At 55.0% G+C, this 12,487-nt stretch carries 14 protein-coding genes; 7 read left to right on the plus strand and 7 right to left on the minus strand.

Features of this window, described 5'->3' with window-relative positions; translation table 11 throughout:
• Positions 1 to 184: 184 nt before the first annotated feature.
• Both ACXLHR_RS09000 and ACXLHR_RS09005 read right to left on the minus strand, forming a co-directional pair.
• Positions 185 to 1,600, minus strand: a complete 1,416-nt coding sequence (locus ACXLHR_RS09000; protein ID WP_458791125.1) for an FAD-binding oxidoreductase — start codon at positions 1,598 to 1,600, stop codon at positions 185 to 187.
• A 239-nt stretch (positions 1,601 to 1,839) separates the two neighbouring features.
• Positions 1,840 to 2,508 (minus strand): DUF2161 domain-containing phosphodiesterase, encoded by a 669-nt coding sequence (locus tag ACXLHR_RS09005; RefSeq protein WP_458791126.1) that lies wholly within the window; start codon positions 2,506 to 2,508, stop codon positions 1,840 to 1,842.
• 95 nt (positions 2,509 to 2,603) lie between these two features.
• Here ACXLHR_RS09005 and ACXLHR_RS09010 point away from each other — a divergent pair, with 95 nt between their 5' ends.
• The 6 genes from ACXLHR_RS09010 (at position 2,604) to ACXLHR_RS09035 (ending at position 7,538) form a co-directional block, all read left to right on the plus strand.
• Entirely contained in the window at positions 2,604 to 3,524 is a 921-nt protein-coding gene (locus ACXLHR_RS09010; RefSeq protein WP_458791127.1) for a manganese-dependent inorganic pyrophosphatase, read from the plus strand.
• Between the two features lie 118 nt (positions 3,525 to 3,642).
• Positions 3,643 to 4,518: a TIGR01459 family HAD-type hydrolase gene (locus ACXLHR_RS09015; RefSeq protein ID WP_458791128.1), complete on the plus strand. Its 876-nt coding sequence runs from the start codon at positions 3,643 to 3,645 to the stop codon at positions 4,516 to 4,518.
• 90 nt (positions 4,519 to 4,608) lie between these two features.
• Positions 4,609 to 5,052, plus strand: a complete 444-nt coding sequence (locus tag ACXLHR_RS09020; protein ID WP_458791129.1) for a MaoC family dehydratase — start codon at positions 4,609 to 4,611, stop codon at positions 5,050 to 5,052.
• A 37-nt stretch (positions 5,053 to 5,089) separates the two neighbouring features.
• Complete coding sequence (locus ACXLHR_RS09025; protein ID WP_458791130.1) at positions 5,090 to 6,028, plus strand: bifunctional riboflavin kinase/FAD synthetase; 939 nt, start codon at positions 5,090 to 5,092, stop codon at positions 6,026 to 6,028.
• A complete protein-coding gene (locus ACXLHR_RS09030; protein WP_458791131.1) occupies positions 6,021 to 6,491 on the plus strand; it encodes a YcgN family cysteine cluster protein in 471 nt (156 codons plus the stop codon). Before ACXLHR_RS09025 ends, ACXLHR_RS09030 begins: the two co-directional genes overlap by 8 nt.
• Entirely contained in the window at positions 6,492 to 7,538 is a 1,047-nt protein-coding gene (locus ACXLHR_RS09035) for a threonine aldolase family protein (protein ID WP_458791132.1), read from the plus strand.
• Here ACXLHR_RS09035 and ACXLHR_RS09040 read toward each other — a convergent pair.
• Complete coding sequence (locus ACXLHR_RS09040; RefSeq protein WP_458791133.1) at positions 7,535 to 8,134, minus strand: DsbA family protein; 600 nt, start codon at positions 8,132 to 8,134, stop codon at positions 7,535 to 7,537. The genes ACXLHR_RS09035 and ACXLHR_RS09040 overlap by 4 nt on opposite strands.
• Before the next feature lie 115 nt (positions 8,135 to 8,249).
• On the opposite strand from ACXLHR_RS09040, the gene ACXLHR_RS09045 reads away from it, so the two are divergent.
• On the plus strand, positions 8,250 to 9,266 hold the full coding sequence (locus ACXLHR_RS09045; protein WP_458791134.1) for a ribose-phosphate pyrophosphokinase: 1,017 nt from the start codon (positions 8,250 to 8,252) through the stop codon (positions 9,264 to 9,266).
• Here the strand turns inward: ACXLHR_RS09045 and ACXLHR_RS09050 are convergent.
• The 4 genes from ACXLHR_RS09050 to ACXLHR_RS09065 form a co-directional block, all read right to left on the minus strand.
• Entirely contained in the window at positions 9,263 to 9,610 is a 348-nt protein-coding gene (locus ACXLHR_RS09050; RefSeq protein ID WP_458791135.1) for an H-type lectin domain-containing protein, read from the minus strand. The two genes, ACXLHR_RS09045 and ACXLHR_RS09050, sit on opposite strands and share 4 nt — an antisense overlap.
• Positions 9,611 to 9,725: 115 nt before the next feature.
• On the minus strand, positions 9,726 to 10,151 hold the full coding sequence (locus ACXLHR_RS09055) for a F0F1 ATP synthase subunit epsilon (protein ID WP_458791136.1): 426 nt from the start codon (positions 10,149 to 10,151) through the stop codon (positions 9,726 to 9,728).
• 12 nt (positions 10,152 to 10,163) lie between these two features.
• Positions 10,164 to 11,588, minus strand: coding sequence for a F0F1 ATP synthase subunit beta (gene atpD, locus ACXLHR_RS09060; protein WP_458791137.1), 1,425 nt, complete (start codon positions 11,586 to 11,588; stop codon positions 10,164 to 10,166).
• A gap of 15 nt (positions 11,589 to 11,603) precedes the next feature.
• A complete protein-coding gene (locus ACXLHR_RS09065; protein WP_458791138.1) occupies positions 11,604 to 12,476 on the minus strand; it encodes a F0F1 ATP synthase subunit gamma in 873 nt (290 codons plus the stop codon).
• Positions 12,477 to 12,487 lie beyond the last annotated feature (11 nt).

Here is a 12,487-nt window from a genome sequence, read left to right on the forward strand (position 1 = left end):
ACACAGAAAATCCTAGCGTAAAAGCGCGCCTCATCCGGCTGCCCACCAAAGGGACGGACCTGTTTTAGGTCACCGAAGAGGCGACTTTCCATGTCACGGTCATCAACGCTCCCGCCTGTACCGCTACGCTAAGCTATCTCAAATCTCTTTAAGCTTTATGAACGGATTGCATTTTTATGTCCCATCAAACTCCCGCCGGAGGCAGCACCGCTCCGGGGTTCATAATTCCAACGGGATCAAATGCGTCCTTGATCGCGCGCATCATCGCGAGCTTCACAGGATCACCAAAGCGTTGTAAATCATCGACTTTTAAACGGCCGATGCCATGTTCCGCGCTCACAGAACCGCCCATTTCATTTGTCAATTCATACACTGCGCCTTTAATCAAAAACCGCTGTTCTTCATAGTCAGCACGGGTTCTCCCTTGCAAGGGGAACACATTATAATGCAGGTTCCCATCGCCCAGATGACCAAAGCAATTGATGCGAAAATGGCCGATCTTTGCCAATGCCGCTCCCGCCCGCTCAATGAATTGCGGGATCAAACTGATCGGCACCGAGATGTCGTGGCTGCTGATTGATCCTATGCGACGGTTCGCCTCGGGAATTCCTTCGCGGATATCCCACAACGCTTTCCGCTGCACTTCCGACTGCGCGATCACACCATTTGACACCAATCCGACCTCAACGGCAGCCTCGAATAGTGCCTCCAGAAGAGCCCCGGGTGACTGCCCCGCAGCCAGTCCCACATCAATCAAAACGCACCATTCGGGCACCACGTCAAATGGCACCTTCACCTTAGGGCCAACCTCGTTCAAAAACGCAAACCCTTGCTGATGGATCAACTCAAATGCGCTCACCCCATCACCGATAATACGCCCCGCAAGTGCCAGTAATTCCAAAGCAGCCTCAGGCGATGCAACCTGCATCATCGCGGTCCCTTGCATGGGAGGGCGGGGCATCAACTTTAATGCAGCCCCTGTAATTACCCCCAACGTCCCCTCTGCACCGATAAACAAATCGCGCAAATCGTATCCTGTGTTATCCTTGCGCAACCGCGATAACCCATTCCAAACAGTCCCATCCGCTCGCACCACTTCCAACCCCAAACACTGCGCGCGCGCATTTCCATAGCGCAACACATTAACGCCGCCCGCGTTGGTCGACAACACCCCGCCAATACGCGCTGATCCTTCCGACGCCAGCGACAGCGGAAACAACCGATCCACATCCGCAGCCGCCCGATGCACATCCGCCAAGATCATCCCGGCGTCACAAATCAGCACATTTTCCAACGGATATACCGCCCTTAGCCGCGTCATCCGGTCAAGCGACAATATAACCGGCTTCACCCCATCACCCGACACCTGGCCACCAACTAACCCCGTGCCACCACTATAGGGCACAATGCCAATCCGCGCCTGCGCACAGGCCGCCACCACATGCGCCACCTCCGCCGTGTCAGAAGGAGCAACCACAAGCCCCTGCCCCGTCCAGCGCCCACGCGGCTCTGACAAATACGCACTCGGATCCCTAAAAGCCGCCTCCGGCAAAATCGCGCGCAATTGCGTTTCAAATTCAGGGGTCACAGGGTTTAACATCACGCACTCCGCTTCGTTCACACCATACATGAGACAATTCGCGCCAAGGTCCAACAAGAATAAACCGTGGTCATGCCTACACTACGCTGACACATGCGCTACAAAAGTCGCAATTGATTAACTCGGCATAGAAACCGCCGATCTGATCCGACTGGAAACACGTCGCGTTAAAAATTCCCAACGCCCCCCCATCCAAATCAACCTCGGCTCGATCTCCTTACCGCAAGGACCAGCTATCCCTAAACATCCGCCCAATCCGCCAGCCCCTTACGGCCAGCTTCCGTCAACCCGTAGACCCCCCTCGACACACGCTCAAACCACCCATAATGATCTGTGGCCATAATCTGGGTCGCGGCAGGCACCTCCGCCCAATCCTTCACTTTTTTCCCAGCACTCGGCCCATGCACCGCCAAAAACCGCGCACATAATAATGCATCCTGCCGATACCCCGTCACCAAACCATGCCGTGTCGCACCGCCTTCATTGGGATCCCCCTTCAGGCGCTCAAATGCCTTCAACAATCTCTTCGCAGACTTCGGCTGCTTGCGCGGTACATACCCGCCCGGATCAGCCATCGGCGTGACATGTCCATCGCGCAACCGCACGGTCAATACACCCAACCCCACACGGCGGGCCAGCTTCACATTATCCTTCAACGACCTTTGCGCCGCCTTCCCCGCCTTATCGGGCACCGCCACATACACCAAATCCGAAACCGACAGCCGGTCTATTCCCTGATGAAACAACGCCAGCGTGAACCCTAACTTCAATTCTACCAACACCGCAGGATCCCCCCCACGCACCGCCATCACATCAACCGCACCAACCTCACCCTTCACATCATACCCCTGCGCCTCTAAGAATCTCTTAACAGGACCATATAAATCCGCCTCGCGTGGTTTCGTCATGCGTCAAAGCCGCCTTGTATAATCTGCACAGTGACAAACACGGGTTTCCTTCGTATAAGCCGCCCAAATCCTCCCTGATTTAAGGCAAATTGACAATGACAACTCTGATTTTCGGGCACAAAGCCCCCGACACCGATTCCCTTGGCTCTGCGCTGATCTGGGAGTGGTTCATGAACCACACTGGCACCCCCTCGCAGGCGAAACTCTTGGGCACACCCAACACAGAAGCGGCCTTTGTCGCAACGCGCTGGGGCTTCGATCTTCCCGAAATCATCACAGACGTGGCAGACGGCCAGGACTGCGTGATCGTCGACACCAATAACCCCGCTGAATTGCCCGCAAACATCAACGGCGCAAACGTCACCGCGATCATCGATCACCACAAGCTGGTCGGCGGCTTGGAAACAGCAGGGCCAATCGACATCACAATCCGCCCGCTGGCTTGCACCGCGACAATCATGCTGGGCCTCATGGGCGAACACGCCGAACACCTGCCCGACGCGATCAAAGGCTTGGCGCTGTCGTGCATCATCTCCGACACGCTGGAATTCCGCTCGCCAACGATCACGCCAACCGACAAGGCACTCGCCGAAGTCCTCGCCGCGGACCTGAACATCGACATCAGCGCCTATGCCACCGAAATGTTCGAAGCAAAATCCGACGTCTCCTCGTTCTCCGACGCCGAACTGCTGCGCATGGATAGCAAGGAATACGCTGTTGGTGACACAAAATTCCGCGTCTCCGTTCTGGAAACCACAGCCCCGAAAATCATCCTCGACCGCAAAGATAGCATCATGCAAACCATGACAACTGTTGCGTCCGAGGACGGCGTTGATCAAGTCCTTCTCTTCGTTGTGGACATTCTACGCGAAGAAGCCACGATGATGATTCCGAACGCGTTGTCTAAAACAATCGCCGAAGCCTCCTTTGGCGCCACGGTCACCGGCGACATGGTTGTCCTTCCCGGCATCATGAGCCGTAAAAAGCAGATCATACCGCACCTCAAAACAGCGTAATCTACAAAAGTTAATAAATGGGGCGCATCACGCGCCCCATTTAAAGGCCATACGCGAAAAAGACGCATGCAAGACGCATGCAAGACGCACCAGACGCCCTTAGCAAACAAGGTTAATCATGTCCCAGATCATTAAGACTTTCGCCGAAGTTTCAGCGCAATATGACGTGGCTTTTGTCGACCTGTGGGGCTGCATGCACAACGGCATCGCTGCCATGCCTTCCGCCGTGGCAGCAATGAAATCCTTCCGGCAAAAGGGCGGCATTGTGGTGCTTGTGACCAACTCGCCGCGACCGCGATTTTCCGTGGCCGAACAGATCGCGGGCATGGGCCTGCCCACGGACGCCTACGACACAATCGCGACCTCCGGCGATTCTGCGCGCGCGGCAATGTTCCAAGGGGTCGTTGGTGAAAAGGTCTACTTTATGGGTGACCCCGACCGCGACGCGGACTTCTTTAAGCCGTTGGATATCATCGACAATCCCGTAAAAATAGACCGTGTCCCATTGATGCAAGCCGAAGGCATTGTGTGCTGCGGGCCTTTCGACGCACTGGCCGATCCAGAGGTCAACCGCACTGACTTTCTTTATGCCCGCGAGCGCGGCATGAAGCTGCTCTGTGCAAACCCCGACATCATCGTTGATCGCGGTGAAACCCGCGAATGGTGCGCCGGCGCCTTGGCCGCCCTCTACACTGAAATGGGCGGCGAAAGCTCGTATTTTGGCAAGCCTCATCCACCAATCTATGACCTCGCCCGCCGTCGTTTGGCGGCATTAACCAATGCCCCCTCTGATCCGCGCATTATCTGTATCGGCGACGGGATCAGCACCGACGTCCTTGGCGGCCTGCAAGAAGATTACGACACGCTGTTTATCTCTGGTGGATTGGCCGCTGCCGAGACAAAAACCGTCGAACAACCAAATGCAGACGCGCTAAGTGCTTATCTTAAAACGGAAATGCTAACGCCCACATATACCATCGGACATTTGCGCTAACTCAAAAAGGACTTGATCTTTCTGCATCTGCAAAGTAATAAAGTTTCAATCGCAATCGCTTGATAGACGTTTTATTACTTGGAGGCTGAAATGTTGGACAACGCAACGCGCGGTACCATTTGCATCGAAGATATCGAAATCGGCATGACCCGCAGCCTGCGCAAAATTGTGACCGATCAAGACATCGAAATGTTTGCAGAAATTTCAACCGACCATAATCCGGTTCACCTTGACGAAGACTATGCCCAAGACACAATCTTCGGCGGGCGCATCGCGCATGGAATGTTAACCGCAGGGCTGATTTCTGCCGTTATTGGCGAGCAATTACCAGGCCATGGTACTGTTTACCTTGGACAAACCTTAAAATTCCTCGCCCCCGTCCGCCCCGGCGACATGGTCCTCACGGAAGTTGAGGTAACCGATATAGATCACCCGAAACGACGCGTCACCATGAACACCCGCTGCCTCGTCAACGGCAAAAAAGTCCTCGTCGGCGATGCAACAGTCCTCGCCCCGTCCCGTAAATTCGACTGATACTTGCGCCTGCCATAAACCCGCGCTACCCACGCTTATGCGCATCATTAGAGACACACATTTCATCGACCCGACCGACCGCGGCGCAGCTGCGGCAATCGGAAATTTCGACGGCGTTCACCTCGGCCATCAAGCAGTCATCGACATCGCCCGACAGGCCGCAATAGCGTCTCAGGCACCCTTGGGCGTCATGACATTCGAGCCACACCCTCGCAGCTACTTTTCCAATGATAACAACCCTTTCCGGCTCATGAATGCCGAGGCAAAAGCCAATCGTTTGCAGAAAATAGGCGTCGAAAAGCTTTATGAAATCCAGTTCAACGCGGCGCTTGCAAATCTGTCCGCCCGCGACTTTGCGCAGACCATTATCGCCGATCAACTCGGCCTCGCGCATGTGATCGTGGGCTATGATTTCTGCTTTGGCCAAGGACGCACCGGCAACGCAAAATCACTTGTCGCGTTCGGCGACGACATGGGATTCGGCGTCACAATCGTGCCGATGCTGTCGCTCGGCACATCCGAAGTCTCGTCGACGGCAATCCGCACCGCCTTATCAGAAGGTCGCCCCCGCGCTGCCGCAGATATGCTAGGTCATTGGCATCGCTTGGAAAACACCGTTCTTCACGGCGAAAAACGCGGCCGCGAGTTAGGCTACCCCACCGCGAATATGTCCATCGACGGTCTGCACCCCCCCAAATTTGGCGTATATGCGGTAAAAATCACCGTGCGCGACGGACCGCATAAAGGCTGCTATAACGGTGCAGCCTCGATCGGTGTCCGTCCGATGTTTGGCGAAAATACCGCCAACTGCGAAACCTATATCTTTGATTTTTCAGGCGATCTATACGGCACTCATATCTCTGTCGCCCTCGTCGAATACCTGCGGCCCGAGATGAAATTCGACGGGCTTGACGATTTGATCACACAAATGGACGCCGATTGCGTCCGCGCACGGGAATTACTTGCAAATGTCTGACAGCATCAACCGCGACGGCCTGCGGCCTGAATTCTGGAAAACCGTCCCGATGGACGAATTGTCCCGCCCGGAATGGGAAGCCATCTGCGACGGTTGTGGCAAATGCTGCCTTAACAAACTCGAAGACGAAGACACAGGCCAAGTCGATCTGACGCGCGTGGCCTGCCGCCTTTTAGACGGCGCAACATGCCTGTGCAGTAAATACGTGATGCGCCACCAATATGTACCAGAATGCATCGTTTTGACGCCTAAAACCTTGGAAGATAACATGTACTGGCTGCCAAAAACTTGCGGCTACCGCTTGGTTGCCGAGGGCCGCGACCTTTATCCATGGCACCCCCTGATCTCTGGTGATCCGCAGTCAGTGCACCGCGCTGGCGTGTCGATCAAGGATATCACAATCGCCGAAGGTGACGTGAACGAAGACGACTGGGACGACTATATCATCGAGGAACCGACTTAAATGTATTTTGCATCCGACAACTCCGGCCCCGCGCACCCAAAGGTTTTGCAAGCGCTCATCGACGCCAATACCAACTATACCGAAAGCTATGGCAGCGATCCGATTATGACAGATGTGCGCCAAATGGTGCGCGACATGTTTGAAGCCCCTGAAGCGGCGGTTTATCTGGTCGCAACAGGCACAGCTGCGAATTCTATCCTTTTGGCAACATTGGCAAATCCGTGGGACACCATCTTTTGTGCGCCGATGGCGCATATCAATGAAGACGAATGCAACGCGCCCGAATTCTACTCGAATGCCAAACTCACGCTCGTGCCCGCTGTCGACGCAAAAATGATGCCTGACGCACTACATTCCGCGATCGCCAATGAGGAAACCCGCGGTGTGCACGGCCCGCAACGTGGCCCTGTCTCTATCACCCAAGTCACTGAAAAAGGTACCGTGCATAGTCTGGACGAGATCCGCGCCCTGACCGACGTGGCACATGGCTTTGGCTCGAAGGTCCACCTAGACGGCGCACGTTTCTGCAACGCACTTGTCGCCCTTGGTTGCACAGCCGCTGAAATGACGTGGAAAGCGGGCGTCGATGTGGTTAGTTTTGGCGGCACTAAAAACGGTTTGATGGGCGTAGAAGCCTGCGTGATATTCGACCCGAAACTTGCGTGGGAATTCGAACTGCGCCGTAAACGGGGCGCACATCTTTTCTCCAAACACCGCTACCTGTCGGCACAAATGAAAGCCTATCTGACCGACGACTTGTGGCGCGAGATGGCGACGGCCGCCAACGCATCCTGCGCGCGCTTGGCTGACGGGCTGCGCGGCCATAACCGTGCTGAACTAAGTTATCCCGTTGATGCCAATATCATTTTCTGCCGCCTGCCCCGCAGCGATCACCAAAAACTACTAGCAGCAGGTGCCGTTTACAATGTCTGGGACGGAGACGCGGAAGTGGGCGATCCAGATGAAATGCTGACCGCCCGCTTTGTTACTGACTGGTCAATGACACACCAAAGCGTCGACCAGTTCCTGCAGATCCTGCGGTCCTAAAGCGTCCCGCCAAGAACAGCGTCAAGATCGTCCAAACGGTCTTGACCCCAAAACCGCTCGTCTTGATCCGTGATGAAAAAAGGCGCACCAAAAACACCGCGCCGCACGGCCTCGTCAAGATTACGACCAAACGTGTCAGCCCCCGTCAACAACCCGCTATCGGCCAGCGCCGGATCAAATCCGGCCGTTTCCAGACACTCACGGATTACATCATCATCGGCAATATTACGGTCCTGCGCCCAACACGCGGCCGCAAATGAATGCACCAATCGGCCCAAATCACCGCCCCCCGCAGATTGCGCTGCGATAATCGCATAGCCTGACGGAGCTGCGTTTGTAGGCCAAAACGCTGGTTTCAGATTCAGCGGCAGCTTAGCACGCAATGCACGCCTGCGCATATCTTGCAGGCGATAGTCCTGACGGTTCGGATGGCGGTCCTTTGGCGGTAACCCACCAGTGCGCGAAAACAAGGACATGATATCTAGTGGCTTATAGGTGATCGTCGCCCCATGTTTCGCCGCGATTTCTTCGACGCGGTTTCCGTTGAGATAGGTAAAAGGTGACATGGTGGTGAAAAAGTAGTCGATATGCGGCATTTTATGCTCCGGACTTGCGTGATTTCTTTGCCTGACCGTAACCCTGTGTTAACCCGTGTCAACGCCACGATTCTGTCACTCACATCATAGCCGATCGCCAAAGGGACCGACCTCCATGTCAAAAATGAACGAGCCAAAGCTGATTTCAGGCAATGCAAACCGCCCCCTCGCCCAATCAGTCGCGAACCGTATTTCGATGCATCGGGGCCGCGACGTCAATCTGGTTGATGCGCGTGTAGAGCGCTTTAACGACGGTGAAATTTTTGTCGAAGTTTACGAAAATGTGCGCGGCGAGGATATGTATATTATCCAGCCAACCTCGAACCCCGCCAACGATAACCTGATGGAATTGTTGATTATTGCGGATGCGCTACGCCGGTCGTCTGCCGGGCGTATCACGGCAGTGATCCCCTATTTCGGCTATGCCCGCCAGGATCGCCGCTCTAAGGCGCGCACACCGATCACCGCCAAACTTGTCGCCAATATGATGGTTGAGGCAGGGATCGAGCGGATTCTGACCCTTGACCTACACGCCACCCAGATTCAGGGCTTCTTTGATATCCCTGTCGACAACCTCTACGCCTCCCCCGTCTTTGCGCTGGACGTGATGCATAATTTCAAGGGGAACATGGACGACGTGATGGTTGTTTCACCAGATGTTGGCGGCGTGGCCCGCGCGCGTGATCTGGCGCAACGCATCGGCGCCCCCTTGTCGATCGTCGATAAACGACGCGGCAAACCCGGTGAAGTGGCTGAAATGACCGTCATTGGCGACGTAAAAGACCGCACATGCCTGATCGTAGACGATATTGTTGATACCGCCGGCACCCTTTGTAAAGCAGCTGAGGTGCTGATGGAGCACGGCGCCAAGGAAGTTCATTCCTATATCACGCACGGCGTCTTGTCCGGCCCGGCGATCGAGCGTGTGGGTAAATCCGTGATGAAAAATCTGGTGATTACCGACACAATTCAGGCGTCAGCCGCGGTGGCAAACTGCCCCAATATCCGCATCGTGCCGACCGCGCCGATGTTCGCCCAAGCGGTTTTGAATACGTGGAACGGCACGTCGGTATCGTCGCTCTTTGATCACAAGACTTTGGGTCCGATTTACGAGGGCCTCTACAGAGCCTAAAGATCCCAGTCCTCATCGTCACGCAGGCTGCCGATGGCCTGCCATGCCACGCGACAACGGGCGACCTGTGTGTCGCCCCACGTCCGGAACACGATGTCAAAACCGGCTTTGCTGATCTCTTCCGCCTGCACATCATAGCGTGAATTTGCGCTGTTGGCGGCGTCCAGCATGGAAATTGATACATAGACACTCGGGCTATTGCGGTAGCTTTCCGAAAACAGCACAGCAAAGCGCGTGTTGCGCGGACCTTCACCGGTCCACATTTGCCCGTCATGTTCGAAATCGGAAAACAAGATAACGTCGCCTTGATCAATTCCGATGACGTTACTGTCTAATTTTTGCATCTGCGTCCCGTTTTTCACTAATTGTAGTGAACCTACTAAACGAATGAGACAAAAAAAAGGTAAACACGCAAAAGGGCCCCACAGAGTGGAGCCCTCTCGTCACATTGTGTGTGATTTATGTGTTTGCGGTCAGACCGATGTGGCCGCCGATGGCAACCATATCAGACAGTAGCTTGGCCGCATCATCTACCGGGCCAGGCTCGTTTTTAAACGTCTCCTGCGCCGCAATATGGGTCGCCTTCGCCTCTGCCAGCATTGCGTCAAACACCGCCTGCGTCATCTCGCCATGCGGTAGCGCCTGTTCAGCCAGAACAGAAACGCCCGTCGCAGTGATCTCAGCAAAGCCACCGGAAACGATATATTCATCACTTCCGCCTGCATGCAAGACCCGCAGAACGCCAGGGCGCAATGTGGTGATGGTTGGCGCATGGCCAGCCATCGCCGTCATGTCGCCAGCCGCGCCGGGGATATGCACTTCGGTCGCCTCAACAGAGGCCAAGCGGCGCTCTGGAGAGACAAGATCGAATTGTATGTTTGCCATGTTTTAGGCTCCTTACGCGGCAGCTGCCGCCATTTTTTCTGCCTTGGCAATCACTTGGTCGATACCGCCAACCATGTAGAAGGCGTTTTCTGGCAGGTGATCGTATTCGCCAGCAACAACCGCTTTGAACGACGCGATTGTGTCTTCCAAAGCAACCTGAACACCAGGAGAGCCCGTGAAGACCTGCGCCACGTCAAACGGCTGCGACAAGAACTTTTCAATTTTACGTGCGCGTGTCACAGTCAATTTGTCGTCTTCCGACAATTCGTCCATGCCCAAAATCGCGATGATATCCTGAAGCGATTTGTAGCGCTGCAACGTCTGCTGAACATCGTTTGCAACCGCATAGTGCTCTTCGCCAACAATCGCTGGGTCAAGCAGACGCGATGTGGAATCGAGCGGGTCAACCGCAGGGTAAATACCCTTCTCGGAGATCGCACGGTTCAGAACCGTGGTCGCATCCAAGTGAGCAAACGACGTTGCAGGCGCAGGGTCGGTCAAGTCATCGGCAGGCACATAAATCGCCTGAACGGATGTAATCGAGCCGTTCTTAGTCGATGTAATGCGTTCCTGCATCTGGCCCATGTCTGTCGCCAATGTTGGCTGGTAGCCCACAGCAGACGGGATACGACCCAAAAGTGCGGACACCTCGGAACCAGCCTGTGTAAAGCGGAAGATGTTGTCCACAAAGAACAAAACGTCTGTACCGGACTGGTCACGGAACGATTCCGCCATTGTCAAACCGGACAAAGCAACACGCATACGCGCACCTGGAGGCTCGTTCATCTGACCGTAAACCAGCGCAACTTTGGACTTGGTCAGGTCTTCTGCGTTGATAACGCCGGATTCGATGAATTCGTAGTAAAGGTCGTTCCCTTCACGTGTCCGCTCGCCTACGCCCGCAAATACGGAGTAACCAGAGTGAACTTTCGCGATGTTGTTGATAAGCTCTTGAATAAGAACTGTTTTACCAACACCCGCACCACCAAACAGACCAATTTTACCACCCTTGGCGTATGGCGCCAAAAGGTCGATAACCTTGATGCCTGTGACCAGCACCACGGAGGCAGTCGACTGCTCTTCGAATGGTGGGGCTTCGGCGTGAATAGAGCGACGCTCTGTTGTGTTGATCGGGCCTTTTTCGTCAACCGGATCACCAACAACGTTCATGATACGACCAAGGGTCGCGTCACCAACGGGGACCTGAATTGTCAGGCCCGTGTCTGTCACATCCTGACCGCGTACCAGACCTTCGGTTGCGTCCATCGCGATGCAACGTACAGTGTTTTCACCAAGGTGCTGCGCGACTTCGAGCGTCAGCATCTTGCCGTTATTGTCGGTTGTCAGCGCGTTCAAAATCTGTGGCAGGTCGTTCCCGAACTGCACGTCAACAACGGCGCCGATGACCTGAATGATCTTGCCTTTAGCGTTTGCCATAAGTGTTTTCTCCGTTTAGAGCGCTTCCGCACCCGAAATAATTTCAATCAGCTCGTTGGTGATCTTCGCCTGACGCGAGCGGTTAAACTCGATTGTCAGCTGATCGATCATGTCACCAGCGTTGCGTGTTGCGTTGTCCATTGCCGACATCCGTGCGCCCTGCTCGGACGCCGCGTTTTCCAGCAATGCCGCAAAGATCTGCGTCGCCACACCGCGCGGCAAAAGATCAGCCAAAACGGCCTCTTCTGACGGTTCGTAGTCATACAAAGACGCTTCTGCGCCCTCGACAGCTTCGAACTTTGCAGGAATGATCTGCAAGGCGGTCGGGTGCTGGGTCACGACGTTTTCAAAGCGGGCAAAGAATATTGTGGCGACGTCGAAATCGCCTGCGTCAAACTTTGCCAGTACGTCTTTGGCGATCCCCTGTGCGTTCGCGTAGCTGATCCGCTTGGCGGCGGACAAGTCTACATGACCGACAAAATGCGTGCTAAGATCACGCTTGATCACGTCGCGGCCTTTTTTGCCGACAGTGATGATTTTCACAGTCTTGCCTCGGGCCAGCAATTTTTGCGCATGGGTGCGCGCCAGCTTTGCGATATTGCCGTTAAAGCCGCCGCACAGACCCCGTTCAGCCGTCATCACCACCAAAAGGTGGGTCTGATCGCTGCCCGTGCCTGACAACAACTTGGGCGCAGACGCAGATCCAGCAGCACCGGACGCAAGCCCCCCCATGACCGCATTAAAGCGCTCGGTGTAGGGACGTGACGCCTCGGCTGCCTCTTGGGCGCGGCGCAATTTTGCGGCCGCGACCATCTGCATCGCCTTGGTGATCTTGCGGGTCGATTTGACCGACGCGATCCGTGTTTTAAGGTCCTTAAGACTAGGCATAAGCTAAGTCT

It is taken from the genome of Yoonia sp. MH D7 (genome assembly GCF_054439475.1).